Source organism: Micromonospora sp. NPDC048894, from assembly GCF_040649765.1.
Classification (GTDB): domain Bacteria; phylum Actinomycetota; class Actinomycetes; order Mycobacteriales; family Micromonosporaceae; genus Micromonospora; species Micromonospora antibiotica.
On record NZ_JBEZFY010000002.1, the window covers coordinates 675,079 to 700,023 of the forward strand.

The 24,945-nt window shown below is 72.8% G+C and carries 22 protein-coding genes; 5 read left to right on the forward strand and 17 right to left on the reverse strand.

Annotated features, from left to right (window positions below; genetic code table 11):
* Nucleotides 1-123: 123 nt before the first annotated feature.
* A complete protein-coding gene (locus AB0C22_RS06865; protein WP_208566394.1) occupies nucleotides 124-483 on the forward strand; it encodes a hypothetical protein in 360 nt (119 codons plus the stop codon).
* Complete coding sequence (locus tag AB0C22_RS06870) at nucleotides 480-5,273, forward strand: caspase family protein (protein ID WP_357533910.1); 4,794 nt, start codon at nucleotides 480-482, stop codon at nucleotides 5,271-5,273. The genes AB0C22_RS06865 and AB0C22_RS06870 overlap by 4 nt, the downstream gene beginning before the upstream one ends.
* A 25-nt stretch (nucleotides 5,274-5,298) precedes the next feature.
* Here the strand turns inward: AB0C22_RS06870 and AB0C22_RS06875 are convergent, their stop codons facing one another.
* The 6 genes from AB0C22_RS06875 to AB0C22_RS06900 all read right to left on the reverse strand — a co-directional run bounded on the left by AB0C22_RS06875 (nucleotide 5,299) and on the right by AB0C22_RS06900 (nucleotide 9,896).
* The gene (locus AB0C22_RS06875; RefSeq protein ID WP_357533912.1) at nucleotides 5,299-6,195 is read right to left on the reverse strand and encodes a sulfite exporter TauE/SafE family protein; all 897 of its coding nucleotides are present in this window, start codon (nucleotides 6,193-6,195) and stop codon (nucleotides 5,299-5,301) included.
* A complete protein-coding gene (locus AB0C22_RS06880) occupies nucleotides 6,192-6,791 on the reverse strand; it encodes a rhodanese-like domain-containing protein (protein ID WP_357017947.1) in 600 nt (199 codons plus the stop codon). The genes AB0C22_RS06875 and AB0C22_RS06880 overlap by 4 nt, the downstream gene beginning before the upstream one ends.
* Nucleotides 6,792-6,819: 28 nt before the next feature.
* The gene (locus tag AB0C22_RS06885; protein ID WP_357533914.1) at nucleotides 6,820-8,220 is read right to left on the reverse strand and encodes an MBL fold metallo-hydrolase; all 1,401 of its coding nucleotides are present in this window, start codon (nucleotides 8,218-8,220) and stop codon (nucleotides 6,820-6,822) included.
* Nucleotides 8,221-8,346: 126 nt separating this feature from the next.
* Entirely contained in the window at nucleotides 8,347-8,616 is a 270-nt protein-coding gene (locus tag AB0C22_RS06890; RefSeq protein WP_204926517.1) for a metal-sensitive transcriptional regulator, read from the reverse strand.
* Between the two features lie 113 nt (nucleotides 8,617-8,729).
* The gene (locus AB0C22_RS06895; protein WP_357533916.1) at nucleotides 8,730-8,999 is read right to left on the reverse strand and encodes a GlsB/YeaQ/YmgE family stress response membrane protein; all 270 of its coding nucleotides are present in this window, start codon (nucleotides 8,997-8,999) and stop codon (nucleotides 8,730-8,732) included.
* Between the two features lie 102 nt (nucleotides 9,000-9,101).
* Nucleotides 9,102-9,896 carry a dienelactone hydrolase family protein gene (locus tag AB0C22_RS06900; protein ID WP_357533917.1) on the reverse strand — a complete coding sequence of 265 codons (795 nt, stop codon included), beginning with the start codon at nucleotides 9,894-9,896 and terminating at the stop codon, nucleotides 9,102-9,104.
* Nucleotides 9,897-10,232: 336 nt separating this feature from the next.
* Between AB0C22_RS06900 and AB0C22_RS06905 the strand changes: the two genes are divergently transcribed.
* The 3 genes from AB0C22_RS06905 to AB0C22_RS06915 all read left to right on the forward strand — a co-directional run bounded on the left by AB0C22_RS06905 (nucleotide 10,233) and on the right by AB0C22_RS06915 (nucleotide 12,704).
* Entirely contained in the window at nucleotides 10,233-10,976 is a 744-nt protein-coding gene (locus tag AB0C22_RS06905) for an SDR family oxidoreductase (RefSeq protein WP_219460842.1), read from the forward strand.
* Nucleotides 10,977-11,041: 65 nt separating this feature from the next.
* On the forward strand, nucleotides 11,042-11,941 hold the full coding sequence (locus AB0C22_RS06910) for an RNA polymerase sigma-70 factor (RefSeq protein WP_219460839.1): 900 nt from the start codon (nucleotides 11,042-11,044) through the stop codon (nucleotides 11,939-11,941).
* Nucleotides 11,942-12,044: 103 nt separating this feature from the next.
* The gene (locus tag AB0C22_RS06915; protein ID WP_208566402.1) at nucleotides 12,045-12,704 is read left to right on the forward strand and encodes an HNH endonuclease family protein; all 660 of its coding nucleotides are present in this window, start codon (nucleotides 12,045-12,047) and stop codon (nucleotides 12,702-12,704) included.
* 268 nt (nucleotides 12,705-12,972) lie between these two features.
* Here the strand turns inward: AB0C22_RS06915 and npdG are convergent, their stop codons facing one another.
* From npdG to AB0C22_RS06970, 11 genes are all read right to left on the reverse strand, one after another.
* On the reverse strand, nucleotides 12,973-13,635 hold the full coding sequence (npdG, locus tag AB0C22_RS06920) for an NADPH-dependent F420 reductase (RefSeq protein ID WP_219460834.1): 663 nt from the start codon (nucleotides 13,633-13,635) through the stop codon (nucleotides 12,973-12,975).
* A 228-nt stretch (nucleotides 13,636-13,863) separates the two neighbouring features.
* Nucleotides 13,864-14,199 (reverse strand): VOC family protein, encoded by a 336-nt coding sequence (locus AB0C22_RS06925; RefSeq protein WP_219460814.1) that lies wholly within the window; start codon nucleotides 14,197-14,199, stop codon nucleotides 13,864-13,866.
* Nucleotides 14,196-15,179 carry an LLM class flavin-dependent oxidoreductase gene (locus tag AB0C22_RS06930; protein ID WP_357533921.1) on the reverse strand — a complete coding sequence of 328 codons (984 nt, stop codon included), beginning with the start codon at nucleotides 15,177-15,179 and terminating at the stop codon, nucleotides 14,196-14,198. Before AB0C22_RS06930 ends, AB0C22_RS06925 begins: the two co-directional genes overlap by 4 nt.
* 8 nt (nucleotides 15,180-15,187) lie before the next feature.
* Nucleotides 15,188-16,159, reverse strand: coding sequence for an enoyl-CoA hydratase/isomerase family protein (locus AB0C22_RS06935; RefSeq protein ID WP_208566406.1), 972 nt, complete (start codon nucleotides 16,157-16,159; stop codon nucleotides 15,188-15,190).
* A 15-nt stretch (nucleotides 16,160-16,174) separates the two neighbouring features.
* On the reverse strand, nucleotides 16,175-17,170 hold the full coding sequence (locus AB0C22_RS06940) for an LLM class flavin-dependent oxidoreductase (RefSeq protein ID WP_357533923.1): 996 nt from the start codon (nucleotides 17,168-17,170) through the stop codon (nucleotides 16,175-16,177).
* Nucleotides 17,167-18,933 (reverse strand): AMP-binding protein, encoded by a 1,767-nt coding sequence (locus AB0C22_RS06945; RefSeq protein WP_357533925.1) that lies wholly within the window; start codon nucleotides 18,931-18,933, stop codon nucleotides 17,167-17,169. Before AB0C22_RS06945 ends, AB0C22_RS06940 begins: the two co-directional genes overlap by 4 nt.
* 50 nt (nucleotides 18,934-18,983) lie before the next feature.
* Nucleotides 18,984-19,985: an LLM class flavin-dependent oxidoreductase gene (locus AB0C22_RS06950; protein WP_357533927.1), complete on the reverse strand. Its 1,002-nt coding sequence runs from the start codon at nucleotides 19,983-19,985 to the stop codon at nucleotides 18,984-18,986.
* Nucleotides 19,982-21,073: an LLM class flavin-dependent oxidoreductase gene (locus AB0C22_RS06955; RefSeq protein ID WP_357017981.1), complete on the reverse strand. Its 1,092-nt coding sequence runs from the start codon at nucleotides 21,071-21,073 to the stop codon at nucleotides 19,982-19,984. The genes AB0C22_RS06950 and AB0C22_RS06955 overlap by 4 nt, the downstream gene beginning before the upstream one ends.
* A gap of 73 nt (nucleotides 21,074-21,146) precedes the next feature.
* Entirely contained in the window at nucleotides 21,147-22,178 is a 1,032-nt protein-coding gene (locus tag AB0C22_RS06960) for an acyl-CoA dehydrogenase (RefSeq protein WP_357533929.1), read from the reverse strand.
* 13 nt (nucleotides 22,179-22,191) lie between these two features.
* Nucleotides 22,192-23,343 carry an acyl-CoA dehydrogenase family protein gene (locus tag AB0C22_RS06965; protein ID WP_357533931.1) on the reverse strand — a complete coding sequence of 384 codons (1,152 nt, stop codon included), beginning with the start codon at nucleotides 23,341-23,343 and terminating at the stop codon, nucleotides 22,192-22,194.
* 33 nt (nucleotides 23,344-23,376) lie between these two features.
* Nucleotides 23,377-24,924 (reverse strand): AMP-binding protein, encoded by a 1,548-nt coding sequence (locus tag AB0C22_RS06970; RefSeq protein ID WP_357533933.1) that lies wholly within the window; start codon nucleotides 24,922-24,924, stop codon nucleotides 23,377-23,379.
* Nucleotides 24,925-24,945: the final 21 nt, after the last annotated feature.

Sequence of the window (24,945 nt, forward strand, 5' to 3'; positions counted from 1 at the left end):
GCGTCCCACCACCTCGGTCACCGGGACCGGCCGCAGTGGACGGTCGGAGTGACTGTGTCGACAGGACGACAGGAACGCGTCCGGCGGCTGACAGCGCGCGAGGACGTGGGCCATGATGGCGGCATGCGTCTGATTTTCTCCGTCTCGGCCTCCGACGAGTCGCCGGTGCACGACCTTCGCGACGAGTTGGCGGCCGATCCGGAGCTGCGTGACGCCCGGGTCCGGCTGCTGCACACCGCCCCCGAACCGGGCACCCTGGGCGCGGCCGAGGTGCTGGAGTTCGTCGGCCAGGACGTCCTGCTGCCCGTGGTGATCCAGGCGGTGTACGACTGGTTCCAGGCCCGACGTGGCGCCCGTCGGGGTGCGGAGACCACCGTCACGGTCACCCTCACCGACAGCCCGGACGGCACCCGGGAGGTGAAGATCGAGGCGAGCGGCTCGGCCGAGGACGTCATCGCGGTGCTCCGGCAGGGCCTGCGGTGACCACTGCGCACCAACCACGGTTCGACCCGACGAAGTCCCGCGCCGTCCTGCTGGGCGTCAGCCGGTACGACCACCTGGCGCTGACCGTGCCTGCCGCGCGGGACAACATCGAGGCGTTGGCCACCGCGTTCGCCGACCCCGCCGTGTGGGGCCTGCCGAGGCGGCGGATCAACGTGGTGCACGACCCGTCGGCCGACGACCTGGCCGGCTACGTCGAGGACGCGGCGCAACTGGTCGGCGAGGACGGCGTGCTGGTGGTCTACTACGCCGGCCACGCCGTCCGGGTGGGCCGGTCGATGCGGCTGCTGCCCCGGGAGGCCACCGACAACCCCGGCACCGAGTTCCCGGTGGAGGGTTTCGTGGCCGCCGCGCAGGGGGCCGGTGCCCGGCACCGGCTGCTGATTCTCGACTGTTGTCACGCGGGCAACGCCAGCGCCGCCCTGCCGGCGGAGCCGTTCCGGGTGGACGAGGAACTCAGCGGCTGGCAGTTGCTGGCGGCCGTCCGCAGCGGGCCGGCGCTGGACGCCGGCCCGGAGGAGCTGCACACCCCGTTCACCAGGGCGCTGCTGGACGTCCTCGCCCATGGCGGGGCGGACGCGGCGCAGTGGCTGACGCCCGCGGACGTGCTGCGGGAGGCCGGGGAGCTGCTGGCCGGCGCGGGCTATCCCCGACCGGCCCGCAGCCCGGCCGAGTTCGACCGGGGCTGGGTGCGCAACGTGGCCTGGCGACCGCCGGAGAAGCGGCCGGTGCCGTTCCCCCGCCGGTCGCCGGGGGCGTCCGGTGAGCACAGCGACCGGGCCGGTTTCGAGAGTGCCTGGCCGACGCGTCAGGTGCCGTTCGAGGGCCGGGTCCCGGAGCTGGCCCGGGGCGCGGCCAGCCTGGGGAAGCAGGGTGCCGTCCTGCCGGTCGTCGGGCCCCGGCACGCGGGCAAGCGGTACTTCGTCGACGAGGTGCTGGCCCGCTTCGCCGAGCAGGCCGACCGGGTCGCCGACGTGGCCCTGCTGCGGCTGGACATTCCCAACAGCAGTGCGCCCGAGCCGGTGCTCGGGGTGCTCGCCCGGGAACTCGACGTGACCATCGACGACGTCACCGACTACGGCGTGGACTACCCGGAGGCGGTCCGGCTGACCCTGGTCGACGAGTTGCAGAAGCAGCTGCACCGGCGTCGGCTGATCCTGTTCGTGGAGGGGTCCCGGCTGGGCACCACGCCGGAGGTGGTCCGGGCCGAGCTGGAGCGGCTGCTGGAGCTGCCGGTGTTCGACCAGGCGCTGGTCATCGTGGCGACCCGGGCACCGGTCAGCGTCAGCGGCGACGGCCGGCTGCGTTACCTGCCGGTGATCCAGCTGCGGGAACTCAGCGAGGACGAGGCCACCGCGCTGGTCGACCAGGTGCTCTCCGACCCGGTGTACGGCGGCGGTCTGACCATCGCCGGGCTCGCCGAGGGGCGGCTCTGGACGGAGCTGGACGACAAGCTGGTCCGGCTGCCGGGGGTGCTGCACAACGGGATCGACGAGCTCGCCAACGACGTACTCAACAAGCGGATCGAACAGGCCGGTGTCGAGCACCTGGTCGACGCGCTGCTGCGCCGCTCCGCCGCGACGGTCGGCGCGGGTCTGCGGGACGTCGACTGCTTCGCGCTGTGGACCGGCACCGACGGCGGACGGGGTCGACCGGGCGCGCTGGCCGTGTTGACCGCCTGGGCCGTCACCGACGGTCTGTGGATGTCCTCCGAGCTGCTCGAGTCGATGGGGTGCGGGCTCACCGCGATGGCCACCCACCACCTGGTCGAGGCGCGCATCCTCACCCAGCAGGAGCACGACGGCACGCTCTGGCTCGACCTGGGCCGGTCGACCCGGCACGCGTTGAGCAACGCGCTGACCGCCACCCTGCGCGGCACCGGCGGCGGCAACGTCTACGGCCGGGCCCTCGTCGACGGCGCCGAACTGACCCCCGACCAGCTCGACGAACCGGTCGCCGAGGCGATGTTCGCCCTGGTCATGGCGGTGCTGACGCAGCGGCAGCGGCACCCGGCCAACTCCGACCGGCACGTCATGAAAGGCATCGACCGGGCGATCGGCTGCCTCGACGAGACCGTGGGCGGGTATCCCCGGCTGCGGGAGACGCTGACCAAGCTCGCTGCCGCGCACTCCGGCGACGCGGCGTTCAGCCCGGTGCTGCTGGAGGCCGCGACCGCGCCGTCCGCCGCCGACCCGGTCGGCACGCCGGCCGACGCCGAGTCACCGTCGGACGGCGGGGAGGCCCGCTCCGAGCGGCCGGTGCGCGCCTCCGGTTATCCGGTGGTCGCCGGTGCCGCCCAGCTCAACCAGGCGATGCGGGCCACCGGGCAGACCCAGCAGGTACGCGAAGCGTTCGTGGCCGCCGCCGACGCCGTCGCGGAGGCGATCGGGCAGGCCGACCGGGACGCGTTGTCACACCGGTTGCTGAAGTCGATCGACACCGCGCTGTTCATCGGTGGCCGTCGGCTGCGGGCGGGGACCAGCCTGCTGCCGGCCCGGGAGCGGGCCGCGCCGGTGCTGGCCGAGTGCGCCCGGGCGGCCGGCGGCAGCCGACCCGACCTGATCAACGTGGCCATCTCCTGGCTGCTCAACACCGTCGACCTCCAGCTGACCTCGGGACGGGTCACCGACTCGCAGGCCGCGCTCGGCACCGCCTTCGCCCTGTTCGACCTGATGCCCGAACCGGTGACCCTGCGGGACCGGTTCGCGGTGTTGCAGATGCGCCACCGGTTGCTGTGCGGCCGGGCCCGGGGGCAGCACCGCCTGGCCGACCGGGTGACGACCCTGTCCGAGGCGACGGCCGCGGTCGAGGAGGGGTTGGCCCTGTCCGCGTCGGACAGCGACCGGGGTCTGTGGAGCATGCGGCTGTGCGGGGTGACGACGCTGCTGGTCGCCGAGCAGTCGACCTTCGCCGACCAGTCGGCGACGGGCCGGCGGGTCGTCGAGGCGCTGACGTCGTCGTGGGGTTCGCCGGGCCGGTGGCCGAGCGACACCCGGATGTACGTGTGGCGGCTGCTGCACGCCGTGCACCGCGGCGACCCGGACGTGGTCAGCCAACTGGAGGCCGCGAAGCAGACGATGGCCCTGGTGCTGACCGCCGGGGAGTTCGCGCTGTTGCCGGGCATCGAGGCGGAGGTGCACCTGTTCGTCGCGCACTGCCTGCGCCGCAACAACCGGTTCGGGGACGCGACGACCGAGGCCGAGACCGCCCTGGAGTGCGCCAGACGGGCGCACGGCGACCAGCCGGGCGCCCAGTCGCTGCTGCGTGAGCTGCGCATCCAACGCGAGTTGGGGGGTTGGCGGGCCGAGGTGGACACGCCGGCACGCGGCGACGCACCCCGTACCCGGGTCCGGGACCAGAAGCTGTTGCGTCGGATCCGGGAGGTGCAGTCCTGGCTGGCCGACCAGGAGCACACCACCTGGCACCACGCGGTGCTCGACCTGTGGTGCCACCGGGCCCGGTGGAGCAACGAGGGCAACCTGCTGGCCGCCTCCACCCCGGAGGGGCGCGACGTCAGCAGCATCCCGCATCAGGAACGGCTGACCAACATCGGTCGGCTCTACCGGGTGCGCCGGGACAAGCTCGACGGTCACCTGCGGCGGTTCAGCCACTCCATCGAGCTGTTGCAGATGGAGGTGGGGCTGGAGCGGCAGTACCGGCGGTGGCTGGGGGTGCTGGAGACCTACCGGGACGAGCAGGGGGTGACCCGACGCAACGACGTCGACAACAGCGCGGTGTGGGATCTCATCCGGGCCGCCGAGCAGCGTTGGCCGGACCACCCGGGGGTGCTGGAGGTCCGGGCGGAGTTCCACCGCTACATCTGGGAGTACCGGCGGGCGATCGAGGCCTACCGACGGTTGACCGTCACCGCCCCCGACGGTCGGGGACGGTTGCGGCACGGGCTGGCCATGGTGGAGGCGGTGGTCGGTTACGCCCAGTTCTCCTGGCCCCGCAACGATCCCGACCCCCGTCCGCTGCTGGTCGAGGCGGGGGACCTGCTCGCCGCCGAGGAACGGGAGGGGCCGTTCCTGGAGCAGCTGGTGATCCTGCGTACCCGGGTCGACCTGGAGCTGGCCCGGGAGATCGACTGGGCCGACGTCGAGAAGGTCGCCGCCGAGATCATGAGCAGCGACGGCTACACCGCCGGTGTCGCGGCGATGCTCAACCGGCGGTGGAGCGGCGACGCCGTGGTCACCAGCCTCGCCGATCCGGGGGTGTGGCGGATCGCCGAGGGCAGCCGGTTCGCCGACCAGCTGCACCAGCTCTTCGACACCTCCCCCCGGGTGCATCCGCTGGCCGACCGGGAGGTGACCGACGAGGCCCACTCGACGATTGCCGACTTCCTGCGGGAGAACTTCACCGAGGTCCAGCTCCTGCGCGGCCTCGGTGCGGTCTACCTGCGGATGGCCGAGCTGCACCGGCAGCCCGAGCAGGCCGGCCGGGCCTTCCACTTCTTCGACGGGTGCCGGGTCTTCCAGCAGGTCCACCTCGCCGGCCGGGTCACCCCGGTCACCCGGTTCCTGATGGCCCGGGCGATCCTGCTGGCCGCGGAGCTGACCCAGTCCGCCGACCCGATCGAGGGCCCGTGCCCGTGGGAGGGCAAGAGCTGGCTGGAGTACGCCGACCGGCTCCTGCAGTCGTGCAAGGACGAGTCGGTGGGTGAGTTCGGCAAGCAGTGCAGCCACTTCCGGAAGGTGACCACGGAGCTGCTGCGGAGCATCCGGTCCCGGCAGGGGATGGAGAAGATGCGCAACCTGCGCCGCCCCCGGTGACCGGTGCCCGCCCCGGACGGGGTGGTCAGCCGGCGGGTCGGGTCGACCCCCGGTCGACGCCGACCGGTGCGCCGGGCGACCGGCGGGCACAGGCCAGCGCGGCGAGCACCGCACCGACCGTGAGGCCGGCCAGCCCGGTCCAGAGCGCCGGGTCGGCCCGCACCCCGCCGGGCATCTGCCGGACCAGCACGAAGCCGCCCATGACCAGCACGAACCAGCCGAACGACCGGCGCAGCACGTCGGCCGGCACCCGGCTGGTGAGCAGCCCGCCGAGCAGGCTGCCGAGCACGGCGGCCACGGTGACGGCGGCCGCCAGCGGCCAGTTGATGTCGACGGTCCAGAGGTAGCCGGCGAGGCCGGCGAACGACTTCATCGCGATGACCAGCAGCGAGGTGCCGATCGCGACCGGCACGGGCAGGCCGCCGAGCAGGGCCAGCGCGGGCACCACGAGGAATCCCCCGCCCGCCCCGACGAGGCCGGTGGCCAGCCCGACCACCGCCCCGTCGGCGAGCACCCGGGCCAGGGGCAGCTCGCGCGGTCCGGCCGTCTTCCCGGTGGTGCGTCGACCCCGGATCATGGCGGCGGCGGTGGCCAGCATCAGCACCGCGAAGCCGGTGAGCAGGAGCGTCGGCGGGAGGTGACCGGAAAGCCGCCCACCGGCGTACGCCCCGGCCATGCCGGCGAGCCCGAACACCAGCCCGGTACGCCAGCGGACCCGGTGCGCCCGGGCGTGCGGCAGCACCCCGACGAGGCTGGTGACACCGACGACGAGCAGGGAGGTGGCGATGGCCTCCCGTACGGGCAGGTCGGCGACGTAGACCAGCAGCGGCACGGCCAGGATGGAGCCGCCGCCGCCCAGCAGGCCGAGGCTGACCCCGATCAGCACGGCCAACCCGACGGTCAGCAGCAGGGTGGCGCTCACCCCTGCCGTCCGGTGTCACCGCGCAGCTGGGCGACGACACCGTCCAGGTCGCATCCGGCACCCCGGTTGTACGGCAGCCGGCCCAGCAGCATGCCCATGGCACAGGTGTCGGTGAGGGCGGCGACGGTGAGCCCGCCGCCGATCAGCGCGGCGACCCACTTCAGGCCCGGCACCAGCACCGAACCGAGGACGCTGACCAGCACGATCGACCCGGCGACGAGGCGTACCTGCCGTTCCAGGTCCCAGCGCGGGGTGCCCCGCCGGACCGGTGCGGAGGTCTTCTCCCAGGCGAGCATGCCGCCGTCGAGGACCCGCAGGTGGGGTAGCCCGGCGGCGGCGAGCGCCTGACCGGCCTGGCCGGCCCGTGCGCCGGAGCGGCAGACCAGCACCACCTCCTCGTCGAGGTGTCGCCGCAGTTCGTCGCGGTGCTCGCGGAGCAGGTCGAGCGGAACGTTGTAGGCGCCGGGAATGTGCGCGGTCTCGAACTCGGCCGGGGTGCGGACGTCCAGCAGCCGGGGTGCCCGGCCGGAGTCGACCAGGGCACGCAGGGTGTCGGTGTCGACGGTGGCCTCGCGGGTGGGGTCGGTGGGGTCCATCTCTCCTCGTTTCGGGTTCGCCGGGGTCTCAGGCGGGGGTGGTGAGGGTGAGGCCGGCCGGCGCGGCCCGGTCGAACCGGTCGTCGACGACGACCACCGTCCGGCCGGCGTTGGCCAGCAGGGACGCGGCGGCACTGGCCCGGTAGCCGGAGCCGCAGTGCACCCAGATCACGCCGGGGGGAATCTCGGCGAGCCGCGCCGACAGTTCGGGCAGCGGGACGTGTACGGCGTCGGTGAGGTGCCCGGCCGTCCACTCGTTGGTCATCCGCACGTCCAGGACGACCTGCGGGGCGGGCAGCCCGGCGGGCGGGTTCCCGACGCGGGCGGCGGCCAGGGCCGCGAAGTCGGCGACGGGCTGCTCGCGGAGCTGTCCGGGGTCGGCGGCCCACCGCTCGGGGCCACCGGTGGCCTGGGCGGCAGGCCGGTCGATGCCGATGCGGGCCAGTTCCCGCTGGGCCTCGGCGACCTGTTCCGGGGTCTCGGCGAGCAGGGTGAGCGGGGTGCCCCAGTCGATCAGCCAACCGAGCCAGGTGGACATCGGCCCGTCGAGGCCGAGGCTGACCGTGCCGGCCAGGTGCGCGGCGGCGTACGCCTTGCGGTGCCGCAGGTCGACCACCCATTGCCCGGCGGCGATCCGTTCGCGCAGTTGCCCGGCGTCGGCGCGGGTCGCCGGGGTGAGGTCGATCGGCGGCGCACCGGCGGCGTTGATGGCCCCCATGTGCGCGTAGTACGCCGGGTGGGCGTCCAGGCCGGCCAGGATGTCGGTGACGAAGTCGTCGGCGGCGAGCCGGAGCACCGGGTTGACCTGCCGTTCCCGGCCGATGGTGGAGTCGGGGGCGTCGGCCTGGGTGGCGGAGCAGAAGCTGCCGAAGCCGTGGGTGGGCCAGACCTGGGTGCCGTCGGGCAGCAGGTCGGCCAGCCGTCGGGCGGAGGTGTGCTGGCGGTGGGCGAGTTCGTGGGCGTGCTGCTGGCCGAGCAGGTCGGTGCGGCCGGTGGTGCCGAACAGCAGGGAGCCGCCGGTGAACACGCCGACCGGCTGCCAGCCGTCGTCGGTGGCGGTGTCCAGGACGTACGACAGGTGGTGGAAGGTGTGGCCGGGGGTGGCGACCACCCGCAGCCGCAGGGTGTCCGACACGGGCACCTCGTCGCCGTCGTCGACCGGGGTCCGGGGGAATCCGACCTGGTCGGCGGCGGCCACCAGGTATTCGGCCCCGGTGAGCCGGGCGAGTTCCCGGCCGCCGGAGACGTAGTCGTTGTGCAGGTGGGTCTCCACCACGTGGGTGATCCGGACGTCGCGCTGGCCGGCCAGGCGCAGGATGCGGTCGACGTCGCGCTGCGGGTCGACCACGACCGCCACCTGGCCGTCGGAGGCCAGGTAGCTGCGGTCGCCGAGGGAGGACGTGCTGAGCACCGCCACCTCAACAGTCATGACAAACCTCTCTTTTCACTTATACCCCTGGGGGTATGTAACGGACAGACGGGTGTTCGTGTTCCGGGGTACGGAGTACCCGCCCGGAGCGCGCTCAGGCGGGCCGGGCGGGGTGCCGTTCGTGGGTCAGGCCAGCGCCAGGAAGAGCTTCTCCAGCTCGGCCTCGGTCATCTCGGGAGTCTCACCGCGCCCACGCGCCGCGTCGCAGTGCCGCATCCCGGAGGCGATGATCTTGAAACCGGCCCGGTCGATGGCCTTGGAGACCGCCGCGAGCTGGGTCAACGCCTCCCGGCAGTCCTCGCCGTTCTCCATCATCTCGATCACGGCGTTGAGCTGACCCCGGGCCCGCTTGAGCCGGGTCAACGCGTCGCCGGTCATCTCCGGTCGCAGTTTCACGGTGCACCTCCTGCCACCAACATACCCCCGGGGGTACCCGAACCGCCACCCGCCCGCAACGGCCGCGTCGGCCCGCCCCGGGGAGAGGGCGGGCCGACGCGAGGGGGTGCGGGTCAGTGCCGACGTCGGCCGTACGTGCCGGCGAGAACGGCGACGCCGCCGGCCGCGAAGGCCACCTGGAGGAACAGCTCGATCCAGTCGATGCCCCCGGTGTCGTCCACCCCGAGCGCGCCGGCGAGCAGGGTGCCGAGGATCGCGGCCACCACGCCGATGGCCAGGGTCAGCAGGATCGAGATCTTCTGCTTCCCGGGCACCACGAGGCGACCCAGGGCACCGATGATCAGACCGATGATGATGGCGGTGAAGAAGCCCTGTACTTCCACGTGTGTCGTCCCTCCGCGAGTCGCTGTCGACCTGGACTCTGCCCCGGGTGGGCGGGCGGTGAAACCACGGCGGGACGCCACGAACCAAATGTCACGCGACTGTCATGCGCTCGCGTGGGGACCGTCATCCGAACGCCGCGCCGATCCCCGGAAGGTCCGTTCCAACAGGTCGAACAACGCCGTCCAGTGCCGCTCGGCGGCCTGTTCGTCGTACATGGCGGTGTCGGCCATCGTGAAGCCGTGCGGGGCTCCGGCGTACACCTCGGAGCGGTAGGCGACCCCGGCGGCGTCGAGCGCCCCCTCCAACGCCGCGATGTCGTCGGCGGTCATCGAATCGTCCCGGTCGGCGTGGGCGAAGTACAGCTCACCGGTGACCGTGCCGACTCCCCGGTGCGGGCTGTCCGGCGCGTCGGTGACGACCCGGCCGGCATGGAAGCTGGCCAGCGCCGCGATCCGGTCCGGATGCGCCTCGATCGCGCGCAACGCGTTGGTACCACCCATGCAGTACCCCACGATCGCCACCGGCCCGGCCGCGACGTCGTCGCGGGCGGCGAGGAAGTCCAGGTAGGCCCCGGCGTCCCGGGCCACCAGCTCCGGGGTCAGCGCGGTGATCAGCGGCACGATCCGGCCGAACAGCTCGCCGCGCCGCTGCGGATCGGCCAGGTCGGCGAGGTCGACGCGCGGCATCGGACCGGCGCGGTGGAACAGGTTCGGCACGAGCACCAGGTACCCCTGCGCGGCGATCCGCTCGGCCATCTCGGCGAGCCGGGGACGCAACCCGAAGGCGTCCATGAAGAACAGCACCGCCGGGAACGGCCCGTCCCCGTCCGGCCGGGCCAGGTACGCCTCGGCCGCGCCGTCACTGGTCGGAACCTCCACCGTCGTCGTGCCCGCCATGGTGTCTCCTCACCCGGGTGCCGGCGCACCCACCGCGGGAACGCTACCCGGTGCGCGAACAGCCGACGGAACACAGCACGGCATCCCCGCGACGGACGGGATGCCCGGCGGGGTGGCCCGGCGACGGACGGGGGTGACCGGTGCAGCAGCCCGGCGACGGACGGGTGACCGCAGGCCAGCGACCCGCGTGGGTGGCGTCGGCGGCCCGGCTGCGGTAGGCAAACCGCCAGGTGGACGGCGTGCCGGGCCGGAGTTGTCACGGATCGGGGGTCTGCCCGGTCGTTGGTGGTGCAGGGGCGGTGGGACCGCCACGGGCAGACAGGGAGTGGACCGACCATGAAGATCGTCGTCATCGGGGGCAGCGGACTGATCGGCAGCAGGCTGGTGGCGCTGCTCGGGCAGCAGGGCCACGACACGGTGGCCGCCTCCCCCCGTACCGGGGTGGACACGCTCACCGGCGCGGGGGTGGCCGAGGCGCTCGACGGCGCCGACGTCGTGGTGGACGTGTCGAACTCGCCGTCGTTCGAGGAGACCGCCGTCCTGACGTTCTTCGAGACGTCCACCCGCACCCTGCTGGAGGCGGAGGCGAAGGCCGGCGTACGGCACCACGTGGCGCTGTCGATCGTCGGCGCCGACCGCATCCCGGACAGCGGCTACATGCGGGCCAAGGTGGCGCAGGAGGCGCTGATCGCCGGGGCGGACATCCCGTGGACGGTGGTGCGCGCCACCCAGTTCTTCGAGTTCGTGCCGGCCATCGTCGAGTCCGCCGTGGCGGGCGACGAGGTACGCCTGCCGCCCGCGCTGATCCAGCCGATCGCCGCCGACGACGTGGTGACGGCGCTGGCCGAGATCGCGGCCGGCGCACCGGTCGACGGGATCGTGGAGCTGGCCGGGCCGCAGCGGTTGCGCCTGGACGAGCTGGGCCGGGAGACGCTGACCGCCGCCGGTGACCCCCGGCCGGTGGTCACCGACCCGCAGGGGCGCTACTTCGGGGCGTTGCTGGCGGAGCAGTCGCTGGTCCCGCTCGGCGACGCCGCCCGTACCGGTGGCACCCGGTTGGCGCAGTGGCGCGCACGCTGACCCGTTGCGGGGGCCCGGCGTCGGGTGACGTCGGGCCCCTGCGGCGTACCGCATACGGTGGGTCCATGACGACCGGGGCCGCCGCCGACGAGCCACCGGCCGTCGCGGCGGCCGACCTGGCCGCGTTCCTCGACGTGCGGCCGAGGCTGTTCGGGCTGGCCTACCGGATGCTGGGCAGCGTCGTCGAAGCCGAGGACGTGGTGCAGGAGGCGTGGCTGCGCTGGCAGGGCACCGACCGCAGCGGGGTACGCAACCCGGCGGCCTTCCTCACCACGACGACCACCCGGCTGGCGGTGAACGCGGCCACCTCCGCCCGCGCCACCCGGGAGACGTACGTGGGGCCGTGGTTGCCCGAGCCGGTCGACACGAGTGCCGACCCGACCCTCGGTGCGGAACGGGCGGCCGCGTTGGACGTGGCGGTGCTGTTGCTGTTGGAACGGCTGGCTCCCGCCGAACGGGCCGCGTACGTGCTGCGCGAGGCGTTCGACTACCCGTACCGGGAGATCGCCGAGGTGCTCGGCACGTCGGAGCCGAACGCCCGGCAGCTGGCCAGTCGGGCCCGGCGGCACCTTGCCGTGGCGGGGTCCGCGCCCGCCCCGCCGCAGCGACGGCGGCAGCTGACGCGGGCGTTCCTCGGCGCGGCCCGCGACGGCGACCTGACCACGTTGGAACGGTTGCTCACCGCCGACGTGGTGGCCCGTGCCGACGGCGGCGGCCGGGTGCACGCGGCCCGCTTGGACGTGTGCGGGGTGGCCCGGGTGACGAACTTCCTGGACAACGTGCGACGCAAGTACTGGCGGGCGACGACGGTCGACCTGGTCGAGGTCAACGGCGGCCCGGCGGTACTGGTCGCCACCGACCGCCCGGTCACCCTGATCACGGTGGACACCTCGGCCCGGGGCATCGAACGGCTCCTGCTGGTGGTCAACCCGGACAAGCTGGGTCGGCTGCCGGCCCGACGCTGACCGGCGATTTCCGCCACCGTTCACGCAACGACCGGTAGACCGACCATTCGACTTCCGTCTATACATGTGGCAACGGAGCCGCATCTGACCGGACGGAGCACCCATGAACCGACGCCTGCGTGCCGCCGCGACCATCCCCACCGCGGTCCTCGCCGCCACGCTCGGCCTCGCCCACCCCGCCGAGGCCGCCGGCTACTCCGCCCCGCTGACCACCGCCGTCGCCGGCCTGCCCGTCGCCGCCGAGAACCGCACCGGCTACAGCCGCGACCTCTTCCCGCACTGGATCGACGCCGACGGCGACGGCTGCACCACCCGCAACGAGGTGCTGCTCGCCGAGGCGGTCAGCGCGCCCACCGTCACCGGCACCTGCACGTTGACCGGGGGACGCTGGTACTCCTACTACGACGACGCCTCCTGGACCGCCACCGGTGACCTCGACATCGACCACATGGTGCCGTTGGCCGAGGCGTGGGACTCCGGCGCGCGTACCTGGAGCACCAGCCGCCGCCAGGCGTACGCCAACGATCTCGGCGACAGCCGCCCGCTGGCCGCCGTCACCGACAACGTCAACCAGTCCAAGGGCGACCAGGACCCGGCCAGCTGGCTGCCGCCGTACGCCGCCGCCCGGTGCCGGTACGTCACCGAATGGGTGGCCACCAAGATCCGCTGGCGGCTCACCGTGGACAGCGTCGAGAGGAGCGCCCTGACCAGCCTGGCCGGCGGCTGCCCCAACGCCACCGTCTCGGTCACCTACGCGTACTGAGCGACCCCGTCGCCCGCGCCGCCCCGATGCGGACACGCAACGCCGGGGCCAGCGAACCGGCGGGTCGACGGGTGGGGTCACCTGACCGACGGGGGTACCTCACCGACGGGGTCGACGGACCGACGGACCGGGTGCAGGGGTCGACGGACCGACGGGGTCAAGGACCGACGGGGTCGACGGACCGGGTGCAGGGGTCAACCGAGTGACCGTGACCCCTGCGGTGGTCCGGGGGAGATCGGTGCCGTCTGCTCCCTCTGCCCGGACCGGATCACACGTCGGTGATCCGCAGGCCCGCGTGGGCGCGGTAGCGCCGGTTGACCGAGATGAGGTTGGCGGTGAACGCCTCGACCTGGTGCGCGTTGCGCAGCCGCCCGCCATACACGCCCCGTACCCCCGGAATGGTGTCGGCGAGCGCCCGGACCAGGTCGGTGGCCTCCCGGTCGTCGCCGAGCACCAGCACGTCGGTGTCGACCGTGTCGAGATCCGGGTCCTCCAGGAGTACGGCGGAGACGTGGTGGAACGCGGCGACGACCCGCGACCCGGTGAGGATCGCGGCGGCCTGCTGGGCGGCGGAGCCCTCCGGGACGGGCAGGGCATAGGCACCCTGCTTGTCGAAGCCCAGCGGGTTCACGCAGTCCACGACGATCTTCCCGGCCAGCGCCGGGGCGAGCGTGGTGAGCAGTTCGGCATGCCCGTCCCACGGCACCGCGACCACCACGATGTCGGCCTGCGCGGCGGCGTCGGCGTTCGACCCGCCCCGGACCCGGCCGGGCAACCCGGCGGCCGTCTGCGCGGCCCGCCCGGCGTCCCGCGACCCCAGCACGACGTCCAACCCGGCCGCCCCGAAGCGCCGGGCCAACCCCCGCCCCTGCGGCCCGGTCCCGCCGAGCACGCCGACGGTACGGTCCCGCAGCTCGTCACTCACACTCACGTACGTCTCCTTCTCGTCCCACCGCCCGCCCCACACAGTCCCGATCTCCGTCCCGCCGGCCCTCCCTCCCGCCCCACGCCCTGCCCCGCCGTCGCGGTGATCAAGAGATTTGCGTCAGTTGATCAAGAGGTTTACGTCATCGTGGAGATCATTCCTGACGCTTTTCTCTTGATCACCGGAGCAGGAGCGGGGTGGGGGTGGGTTTGGGGTGGGGTGGGTTTGGGGTGGTCAGGGGTGGGGTTGGTAGAGGGTCAGGGGGGTGCCGGTGGGGTCGGTGACCAGGGCCCGGCGTTCGTGGGGGCCGGTCACCGGGTCGGTGGCGGTGGCGCCGGCGGCGATCAGGTGGGCCAGGCAGGCGTCGAGGTCGTCGACCTGGATGCTGAGCACGGTGCGGCCGGCGACGGGTTGCTGGGTGGCGTCGGCGAGGCCGATGGTGACCGTGCCGTCGGTGACCGCGGCGTACCGGTCGCCGTCGCGGAACTTCACGGTCAACCCGAGCGCGGTGTAGAAGGCTAGTTGGGCGTCCAGGTCGTCGGCGGGGACGATCACGTGACCGATCCTCATGGGCGGAACCTCGGCATGACCTCGCGGGCGAACCGCTCGACGATCTCCATCGACCGTTCGATCGGCAGGCCGAGCCACTGGGCCCGGAACACGAAGTGGTTGTAGCCGGCGTCGGCGAAATCCTGGATCTTGGCGGCGATGTCGTCGGGCGAGCCGAAGAAGAGCGCCTTTTCCTTGATCGCGTCCCACTGCGACTCGAAGAAGTCCATGCCGTACTGGACGTACTCGCCGTAGGAGCGTTTCACCTGTTCACCGGCAACGGCGAACGCCGCCTCGGCGGAGTCGGCCACGCACAGGTCCCGGTGGATCGGGAAGACCGCGTCCCGTTCGTCGAAGCCGGCGGCCCGTCGCTGTTCGCGGTAGTCGGCCAGGTTGCCGACGGCCCAGTTGCGGCGCACGTTGGACGGGGCCAGCCAGGGCAGCCCCTGCCGGGCGATCCGGGCGATGCCGGTCGGGCCGTTGGCGCCCACCCAGACCGGCGGGTGCGGGCGCTGCACCGGCAGTACGCTGCACCGCACCCCGTCCAGGGTGAAGTGCTTGCCCTCGTGGTGCACCGGCTCCCCGGTCCACAGTTGCTGCATCACGGCGAGGGCCTCGTTCATCCGGGACACCCGGGTGCGCCGTTCGATACCGAACGACGTGAACTCGGCGTCCCGGTAGCCCGACCCGATGCCCAGGACGAACCGGCCACCGGACATCTGGTCGATGGTGGCGATCTCCTCGGCCCAGTGCACCGGGTGGCCCAGTGGCAGGATGAGGATGCCGGTGCCGAGTTGCATCGTCCCGGAGTGGTCGATGAGCCGGCTCAGCAGCGGCAGCGGCTGCGGGGTGCTCAGCGACGACAGGTAGTGGTGGATGCCGAAGACCGAGTCGTAGCCCAGGTCGCGGACGTGCTGGACGTACTCGACGGTCTCACCGATGCGCCGGCCCAGGTCGTCGCCGGGGGCGTACTGGTGGTCGAGCAGGATGCCGAACTTCACGCCGTCGCCTACTCTTCCCGCGACCGGCTGTCGCTGAGCCGGAAGTACGGGGCGACGAGCCGGTCCCGGTCGGCCAGCGCCTGCCCGATGCCCTTCTCCCGGCGCTCCTTGAGGAAGTTCCAGTCCCCCTCGGCGAAGCTGACGTTGGTGGCCCAGCCGTGCCCGACCCAACCCGTCATCGCCCCGAGACCCTTACCCCGGGCCTCCATCACCACCTGCATCATCGACTTACCCATCATCAGCGAGTCCAGCGGCATCACCGCGATCGCGTCGGCGTAGTCGTCGACCCAACGTTGCAGGTCCTCACGGGGTACGACCTTGGTGACCAGGCCCTTGCGCTCACCCTCCTCGGCACCGATCGCCCGCATGGTGAGCATGACGTCCTTCATCGTGGTCAGGCCGACCTTCTCGATCCAGTGGTACATGTCCTGCGGGGCGGGACCGAGGTAGCGGAACGCCGGGTGGGTGAACCGGGCGTCCGGGGAGGCGATGACGATGTCGGCGGAGAGCGCGATCTGGAAGTGCCCGCCGTAGCAGTAGCCCTGCACCTGGCAGATGGTCGCCTTGAGCGACTCGATGATCGGTCGGGTGAAGCCGGAGCTGAGCACGTTGCGGTCGGGCAGGATGCGCTGCCGCTGCGCCGGGCGACGCCGGGACGCCTTGTCGGTGCCGGTCTTGTAGCCGATGTAGTGGCCGAGTTCGGCGGCGTCGGCGCCGGTGCCGAAGTGCTCCCCCTCCCCCGTGAACACGATGACCTTGACCCGGTCGTCGGTCTCGGCCTCCTTCACCAGGTCGCCGACGCGTTCGAAGGCGGCCACCGGGATGGCGTTGAGTCGCTCCGGGCGGTCGAAGGTGATGGTGGCGACGGCCCGTTCCTCGTCGACGTCGTAGCGGACGTACTTCGCCAGGACCTCGGGGTCGACCTCCATGTTCTCGACGTCCCACTGGCTTTCCAGCAGCTCGGCTTCGGTCTTCTTCACGGCGGGTTCCTTAGGTCAGGTGGTGGGACGGAAGGCGGGGATCACCTCGGCGGCGAACAGCCGCAGCGAGGCGCGGAGCTTGTCGGTCGGCATCCCGAGCCACCCGGGACGGAAGATCAGGTGGTCGAAGCCCAGGTCCCGCAGCGCGCTGATCCGCTCGACGAGGAATTCGGGCGAGCCCAGCAGCAGCGTGTTGCGGACCAGTTCGTCGAACCGGTCCCGCTGCCAGCGCAGCGCCGGATACTCGGCGTACGTCGAGTACTCGACCCGGGCGTGTGGTAGCGCCTCCGCGACGGCCTGTTCGGTGCTCGGCGCGCAGTACAGCTCCACGCCGACGGGCCGCTGCACCGTCGCCGGGTCCCGCCCGTACTCGGCCAGCGCCTCGTTGTAGACGGCCAGGTGCTCGGGCAGGAACCGGCGGCTCGGGGAGTTGCCCGGCGCGTACCAGGCGTCACCGAGCCGGGCGGCCCGACGGACCGCCTTCTTGCCCCCGGCGCCGATCCAGATCGGTGGGCCGCCCGGGGTCAGCGGCGGGATGCCGATGGTGGCGTCGACCTGGGGATAGAACTCCCCGTCGTGGGTGACCGGCTTTCCGGTCCACAGCGCCCGGATCAGCCGCAGGCTCTCGTCGAAGCGGCGGAACCGGCTCTCCGGGTCGACCCCGAAGGCGGCGAACTCGTTGTCCCGGTAGCCCGCACCGACGCCGAGGACCACCCGCCCGCCGGAGAGGTGGTCCAGGGTGGCGAACTCCTCGGCGACGTGCACCGGGTGGAACATCGGCAGCAGCAGGATGCCGGTGCCGAGCAGCATCTCCCCCGAGCGCGGGATCAGGCTCGCCAGCATCGAGATCGGCTGCGGGGTGGCCAGGTTGGACTGGAAGTGGTTGATCGTCCACACCGAGTCGTAGCCCAGCTCCGCGGCCAGCTCGACCGTGCCGAACAGGTCGTCGAGGTGCCTGCGGAGGTCGTCGCCGGGCGGATACTGGTGCGACGCCATGATGCCGAACCTCATCGGCTCCCCCTAGCTGTCGGTCGGCTGGTCCGGCCGTCGTGCGGCCGGGACACCGCCACGGAGGCGACGCTGTCCGCCGCCGGTGCGGCGGCCGCCGCGTGGTCGGCGTCGGTCGGGTCGGGCGACGGTGCTGCCGCGCCGGCCCCGGCCGGCTGCGCCGCCGGGTCCGCCACGCGGCTGATCTTGCCGGTGGCGCTGCGTTCCAGGGCCGGCACGAACTCGATGCGCCGGGGGGTCTTGAAGTGGGCCAGCCGCTCCCGGGCGTACGCGACGAGCCGCGCGGAAAGGTCGGTGTCGTCGACCGTGCCGTCGGTGGCCCGGACCACCAGCGCCACCGGGATCTCGCCCAGCCGGTCGTCCGGGCGGCCGAGCACCCGGACGTCGCGCACCAGCGGATGGGCCCGCAGTTCGTCCTCGATCTCCTCGGGCCAGACCTGGAAACCCCCGCACTTGATCATGTCCCGTTTGCGGCCGACCAGGAAGAGCACCCCGTCGGCGTCGACGTAGCCCATGTCGCCGGTGTGCACCCACCCGTCGCGGACCAGCTCGGCCGAGGCGGCGGCGTCGTCGACGTACCCCCGGGTCAGGGCGGAGCGGACCACCACCTCACCCTGGGCACCGGACGGCAGCGCGGTGCCGGCGTCGTCGCGGATCTCCAGCTCGACGCCCGGGTAGACCCGCCCGGCGGAGCCGGGCTTCCACCGGCCGGCCTTCATGTCCCGGCCGGTCCAGCCGGCGATGTGCCCGGCCTCGGTCGAGCCGTAGTTGACCAGGATGGGCACCCGGTAGCGTTCCTCGAACGCGCGCCGCACCGGCCAGGAGATCGCCTGCCCGGCCACCAGGACCGACTTGACCCCGGCGAACGGCAGGTCCCGGTCGGCGTGCACGATGTCGAAGACCATGGTGGGCAGCAGGAAGAGGTTGTCGAACCCGAACCGCGCCATGAGGTCGGCGAGCCGGTCGACGCCGAAGCGTTCCCAGACCACCGCCGGCCGGCCGACGAAGTACGCGAACAGCAGCGCGTGCTGGCCGCCACTGTGGAACAGCGGCAGGGCGATGAGGTTCGGCCTGGCGTCCGGCGCGGCGGTGCCCTCGGCCCCGGTGCCGGTGGTGACCCGGGCCAGCCGCATCAGCGACTCCCGCGTCCCGCCGTGGGTGACACTGACCGCCTTCGGTCGCCCGGTCGTGCCGCCGGTGAACAGGATGCACGCCTCGGCCTCCGGCCCGACCTCGACGCCGGTGACCCGCACCTCCCGCCGCCACGGCAACGCCGGCACCCCGGCCAGCGACGCCGTGACGGAGCGCACCGGGGGCCCTGCGGCGACGTCACCCGCCCCGGTGCCGTCGGCGTCGTCGTTCCCGGGGGCGGCCCGGGCGGCGTCCCCGGCGGCAGCCCGGGCGGCGAGGAACGCGGCGACCACGTCGGGGCGACGGTCGTCGACCAGTAGCAGCCGGGGCGCGGTCTTGGCCACCGACTCGGCCAGCTCGGCGGCGTTGTAGAGGCTGCTGACGGTGACCGGCACCGCGCCGATCTTCCAGGCCCCGAAGAGCAGGAACACGATCTCGGGCCCGTTGGTCAGGTAGCAGGCGACCCGGTCGCCGGGGCCGACGCCCTCGGCCCGCAGTGCCGCGGCGACACCCCCGGCGAGCAGGTCGATCTGGTCGAACGTCCACGACCTGCCGTCCTCGCCGTACAGGCCGGGTAGGTCGGCCCGGTCGGCGCACCGGCCCTCCAGGATGCCGGCCAGGTTGCCGGCGCTCACCGGGTCACCCTCATCCACCGGGCCACCGGCGCCCGCTGGACCACCGGCGCTCACCGGGTCACCCCGGGGGCGGTCGCGGCGAGCCTCGGGATGACCTCCGCGCCGAAGCGGGCGAGTTGCTCCATCGCCTCGTCCTGGCCCGCGCCGACGAACTGGTGACGCAGCGAGACCTCGGTGATGCCCAGCTCGCTCTCCCAGCGGCGCAGCTTGGCGACGATCTCGTCGGCCGAGCCGACCAGGCAGTCCTCGGCGAGGTACCGGTCGAGGTCGAGGGACTGGGCGTCGTCCCACGACTTGTAGCCCGCGTACTGGCGTTGCAGGTGCGGACGGACGGCCGCGACGGCCGCCGGGTAGCTGTCGCCGAGGTACGCCTCGCGGCTCATCGGGTACTCCCGGTCCAGGGAGAAGCCGCGCTCGGCCAGGTCTGCCCGGTAGATGCCGAGCATCCGGGCCAGCTCGGCGTCGTCGCCCTTCGGGCCGATCAGCCATGGGGCGTCCAGCCGGGCGGCGCGGCGGATCGCCGGTTCGGCGAACGCGCCGATCCACAGCGGTGGGCCGCCGGGCTGGACCGGGCGCAGCGCCAGGGACGCGCCGGGCACCTCGCCCCAGCTGCCGGCGGCGTCGATCGTCTCGCCGTTCCACAGGGCGCGCAGCATCGGCACGTACTCCCGCAGTCGGCGCAGCCGGTCCTCCCAGGCGACGCCGAACGCGGTGGTCTCGCGGCGGCGGTAGCCGGCGCCGATGCCGACGGTCAACCGGCCGCCGCAGAGCACGTCGAGGGAGGCGAGGTCCTCGGCGAGGGCTACCGGATTCAGCAGCGGGGCCAGCAGGACCCCGAACCCGATCCGCACCCGGGAGGTGGCGTGGGCGAGGTAGCCGGCGAGCGGGATGGGCTGGACGAACGCCGACCGGGCCAGGTAGTGGTGGCCGAGGTAGACGGCGTGGAAGCCGGCCGCCTCGGCGGCGGCGGCCTGGGCCAGTACGCCGTCGATGCCCTCGGTGGCCGACGCCGACGGGTCGAACTGGGCGCTCAGGAAGCAGCTGATCTTCACCCGGCGACCGCCTCAGGAGTGGCTACCCGCTCGGCGGCGCGGTCCTGGGCCCGGAAGTGCGGGATGACCTTGTCGGCGAACTCCTCCATCGAGCGCAGCGCGGCCTTGCGGTCCAGGGACGGGATCCGCAGCCAGCCGATGTAGTGGTTGATGCCGAGCTGTTCGCGCAGCATCTCGATGGTGTCGATGACGCGCTGGGCGGAGCCGAAGTTGCCGCCGTGGGTCAGCGTCTGCTCCAGGGTGAGCAGTTCGATGTTCTTGGCGACGGCCGCATAGTAGGACCGCTCCTGGGCGATGGCGTCCTCCGAGCCGGGGATGACCTTCCCGACGGACTTGTAGTAGTTCATCGCCGCCTGGGCCGCCGCGCGCAGGCCCTCCTCGCTGTCGCCGCACCAGACCTGTTGCATGAACGGCAGGTCGTAGGTGGAGATGTCGAAGCCGTTGTCCCGCATGCTCTGCCGGTAGAGGGCGAAGTTCTTCTGCATGATGCCCAACGGCGTGAAGTTCGGTGAGGTGATGATCGACTCGCCGACCGCGCCCCGCTCCCGGAAGCTCTCCGGGGAGACCGTGCCCTGCAGGATCGGCGGCCCGCCCGGGGTGAACGGCCTCGGGTAGGTGGTGACGTTGTCGTAGTGGAAGATCTCGCCGTGGTAGGAGAAGTTCTCCTGCGACAGCGCGAGCCGCAGGATATCCAGGGTCTCCTGGTAGCGCTGCTTGGACTCCGCCAGGGGCACCCCGAAGCCGGCGAACTCGGCGGGCTGGTAGCCGCGGCCGACGCCGATGGAGACCCGGCCGCCGCTGAGCACGTCGAGGGCGGCGATGTCCTCGGCCAGCCGCAGCGGGTGGTGCAGCGGGAGGACCAGGACGGCGGTGCCGATGGTGATCTGCCGGGTCCGCTCGGCGACGGCCATGCCGAAGTTCACCGGGCTGCCGAGGATGCCGTACTTCGAGAAGTGGTGCTCGGCGAGCCAGATCGAGTCGAAGCCCAGCTCGTCGGCCAGCTGGATCTCGTCGAGGGTCTCTCGGAGCACCTGGTGGTCCGATGCGCCGTCGGCCACCGGGAACAGGTTCATGATTCCGAACTTCACGGCCTTCTCCTCATTTATTCCGACCAGCCGGTATGTTACTGCCCGGGTTGGTGCCCGGCAAGACTTCCGCAGGTCAGCCCCGCCCGGCCCGACGTGCCCGGATACGCAGTTCCCCGGTCCGTCGCCGGTGCCACGACCCCCGACCGCACCGGGCGTCGAGCACGAACGCCCGGCGCAGGAACAGGTGCGGGTCCGCCTCCATGGTGATGCCCATCCCGCCGTGCACCTGGATGCACCGCTCCGCGGCGAAGACCGCCGCCTGCCCGGCCGCCGCCTTCGCGGCGTGCACCTGGACCCCGGCGTCCGGGCGACCGGTGTCGACCGCCCACGCCGCGTACAGGGTCAGGTCCCATGCCGCCTTGCGGGCGGTGGCCGCCTCGGCCAGCGGGAACGCGACCCCCTGGAACGCGCCGATCACCTGACCGAACTGCCGGCGCGTCCGGGCCTGCTCGGCGGCCAGGTCGATCGCCCCCTGCGCCACCCCGCACAGCTCGGCCGCCACCACCAGCGCGGCCCGCAGCGGGCCGGTTCCGGCGGGCTGTGTCCGCTCGGGCGCGGCCACCGTCAGGTCCGACAGCGGCACCGACGGGTCCACCGACTGCCGCGCGGTGGTCCGGACCGGGTCGGCGAACCAGACCCCCTCCGGGCCGAGGGCGACGACGCCGTCGGCCTGCGCCGCGTACGGCACCAGGGTCCGCACCAGCGGGTCCGGCACCACCCCGTCGGCCCACCCGGAGCTGCCCGGCACGTCGACGGCCAGGGTGAGCACCCGGCTACCGTCGAGCACCTCGTCGGGGAGCGGACCGGTGCGCCGCTCCTCGCCGCAGAGCAGCTGGACCGCCGCCGCGTGCGCCGGGAACCGGCTCGGCACCAGCCGCCCACCGAGCGCCTCCACGGCGACCAGCAGGTCGATCAGGCCCGACCCGATGCCACCGGCCGGCTCGGGCACCCCGAGCAGCCCGAAGTCCCGCAGCAGCGGACCGTCAGCCGCCGGGGCCCGCCACGGGCCGACCTGCAACTCGCGGGCCGTGCCCCGGTCGGCGTCCGCGAGCGCGCCCACGGTCGCACCGATCTCCCGCTGTTCCTCGGTGAATGTCGCACGCACCAGACCACTCCGCTCAGCGTGAGCGGGGCAGGCGCAGCACCCGCTCCGCGAGAATCGACTTCTGGACTTCCTCCGTGCCGCCCTCGATCGTGTGGGCGCGGGCCCGCAGGTAGCGGCGCATCCGGGCGGCGGCGCCGTCGCCGTCGACCAGCACCCCGCCGGCCTCGTCGAGCTGCACGGCGAGCCGGTTGGCGTGCTGCACCACCCGGGCCCACAGGCTCTTGAGCGCCGAGGTCTCCGGCCCGGGTACGCCGCCGGCCCGGCTCTCGCCCAGCATCCGCATCGACCCGATCCGGACCGCCTCGGCGTCGCACTGCAACGCGCCCACCGCGTCGGCGAACGCGCTGTCGTCGGCCACGCCCCGCTCGACCGCGACGTCGATCAGCCGGTCCACCGCCTGGCGGGCCCACACCCAGAGGTTCAGCGCCATGCTGCCGCGTTCGAACGCGAGCGTGGTGAGCGCGACGGTCCAGCCGTTGCCGACCCCGCCGAGCACGTCGTCGTCGGCGACGAACACGTCGTCGAGGAACATCTCGTTGAACTCGGTGTCCCCGTTGATCATCACCAGTGACCGGACGGTGAACCCGTCCATCGGGGCGAGGAAGTAGGTGATGCCCCGGTGCTTCGGCGCGTCGGGGTCGGTGCGCGCCAGCAGCAGGCACTTCGACGCGTTGTGCGCGTTGGACGTCCAGATCTTGGCCCCGTTGATCCGCCAACCCCCGTCGACCCGGGTCGCCGCCGTGGTCAGGCTGGCCAGGTCCGACCCGGAGCCGGGCTCACTGAAGCCCTGACACCAGTACTCGTCGCCACGCAGGATGCCGGGCAGGTGCCGGGCCTGCTGGGCGTCGGTGCCGTGCGCGATGATCGTCGGCCCGGCCAGCATCATGCCCACTCCGTTGAGCGGGTACGGGGCACCGCGTACCGCGGCCTCCTCGTTGAAGACGGCCTGCGCCAGCGCGTCCATCCCCCGGCCGCCGTGCGCGACCGGCCAGGACAACCCGGCCCAGTTGCCGGCGCAGAGCCGGTCCTGCCACACCCGCGACCAGTGCTCCCGCTCGTCCTGGGTCAGCTCCTCCTGGTCGGGCACGTCGGCCAGCGCCCCGTCGAGCCACCTGCCGGCCTCGCGCCGGAACGCCAGGTCGGTGTCACTGTCAGCGAAGTCCATGCCCACCTCCCACCTGGTCGTCGATGTCGCCGGTCACGCGCCGGCCTGTCCGGCGCGGGTGAGCCGGGCCTTGTAGAGCTTGCCGTTCGGGTCGCGGGGCAGCGCGTCGCGCACGACGTAGGACTGCGGACGCTTCGGCTTGGCCAACCGCTCGGTGAGGTAACGGCGCAGCTCCGCCAGTGCCTCCTCCGGGTCGGGCGCGGTGTCGGCCAGCACGACATGGGCCTGGGGAACCTCGCCGAATTCCGGATCGGGCGTGCCGACGACCCCGACGTCGGCGACCCAGTCGTGGCCGATCAACGCCGCCTCGATCTCGGCCGGGTAGACGTTGACGCCGCCGACCAGGATCAGCTCGGCCGCGCGGCCGGTGATGTAGAGGAACCCGTCGGCGTCGACGTGGCCGACGTCCCAGACGGTCAGCAGGCCGTCGCGGCGCGCGCCGTCGGTCTTGCCGGGATCGTTGTGGTATTCGACCCGGTCGTCGCCCTGGCGCATGTAGACGATGCCGGTCTGTCCGACGGGCACCTCGTTACCCAGCTCGTCGAGGATGCGCAGGGTGGAGATCGAAGCCGGCCGGCCGACCGTGCCCGGGTGGGCCAGCCACTCGTGGGGTCGCGCGACGGTGGTGCCGACCTCGGTCGAGCCGTAGTACTCGTAGACCACCGGGCCGAGCCAGTCGAGGATGCGCTGCTTGACCTCGCGCGGGCAGGGTGCCGCGCCGTGCAGCACGTAGCGCAGCGAGGAGACGTCGTAGCGGTCGCGGACCACCTCGGGCAGCTGCAGCAACCGGTAGAAGTGGGTCGGCACCATGCTGGTGCCGGTGACCCGACGCTCCTGGACCCGGCGCAGGAAGCCCTCCGGCGTCCAGCCGTCCATCAGCACCATCGTGCCGCCGGCGTGCAGCGCGCCCATCGCCGGGGTGATGTTGGCCGAGTGGTACATCGGGGCCGACACCAGCCAGGACGCGAACGCGTCGCGCTCCATGCCGAACTCCCGGAACAACCAGACGTAGGTCAGCGCGCCGGTGTCCGCGTCGACGCCGCTGAGCGGACGCTTGACCCCCTTGGGCCGGCCGGTGGTGCCGGAGGTGTACATCATCAGCGACCCGGCCGGGGTCTGCGCCGGGCTGGTGGCGGGCATGTCGGCGGTGAGCGCCGAGAGCGGTCGGGCCCGGTCGGTGCGGGGCGTGCCGTCGACGAAGACCTGGATGTCGGGCGCGGCACCGGCGGCGTCGACCACCACGTCCTCGACCCGCTCGGAGCCCACCACCACCCGGGCGGCGCTGTCGGCGAGGATGTAGCCGACCTCGGGCGCGGTGAGGTGGTAGTTGAGGGTGACCAGGTAGAGCCCGGACTGCATCGCCGCGAGATAGAGCGCGACCAGGCCGGGGCTGTTGGTCATCACCGCCGCGACGGTGTCGCCGGGCCGCAGGCCCGCGTGGGTACGCAGCCCGTGCGAGATCCGGTTGACCTCGGCGAACAGGTCACCGTAGGAGATCCGCCGGTCATCGGCGGTCACGATCGCGCACAGGTCCGGTTCCGCGGCTGCCCAGAGCCGGAACCCGGTCCGCTCCTCGCTCATCGGACTCCTTGAGCTAGATTC

Coding starts and splice junctions, on each gene's coding strand:
- AB0C22_RS06915 (WP_208566402.1), top strand. CDS start 12,045: ATGAACCGACGCCTGCGTGCCGCCGCGACCATCCCCACCGCGGTCCTC.
- AB0C22_RS06970 (WP_357533933.1), bottom strand. CDS start 24,924: ATGAGCGAGGAGCGGACCGGGTTCCGGCTCTGGGCAGCCGCGGAACCG.
- AB0C22_RS06905 (WP_219460842.1), top strand. CDS start 10,233: ATGAAGATCGTCGTCATCGGGGGCAGCGGACTGATCGGCAGCAGGCTG.
- AB0C22_RS06900 (WP_357533917.1), bottom strand. CDS start 9,896: ATGGCGGGCACGACGACGGTGGAGGTTCCGACCAGTGACGGCGCGGCC.
- AB0C22_RS06965 (WP_357533931.1), bottom strand. CDS start 23,343: ATGGACTTCGCTGACAGTGACACCGACCTGGCGTTCCGGCGCGAGGCC.
- AB0C22_RS06910 (WP_219460839.1), top strand. CDS start 11,042: ATGACGACCGGGGCCGCCGCCGACGAGCCACCGGCCGTCGCGGCGGCC.
- AB0C22_RS06925 (WP_219460814.1), bottom strand. CDS start 14,199: ATGAGGATCGGTCACGTGATCGTCCCCGCCGACGACCTGGACGCCCAA.
- AB0C22_RS06880 (WP_357017947.1), bottom strand. CDS start 6,791: ATGGACCCCACCGACCCCACCCGCGAGGCCACCGTCGACACCGACACC.
- AB0C22_RS06885 (WP_357533914.1), bottom strand. CDS start 8,220: ATGACTGTTGAGGTGGCGGTGCTCAGCACGTCCTCCCTCGGCGACCGC.
- AB0C22_RS06865 (WP_208566394.1), top strand. CDS start 124: ATGCGTCTGATTTTCTCCGTCTCGGCCTCCGACGAGTCGCCGGTGCAC.
- AB0C22_RS06940 (WP_357533923.1), bottom strand. CDS start 17,170: ATGAGGTTCGGCATCATGGCGTCGCACCAGTATCCGCCCGGCGACGAC.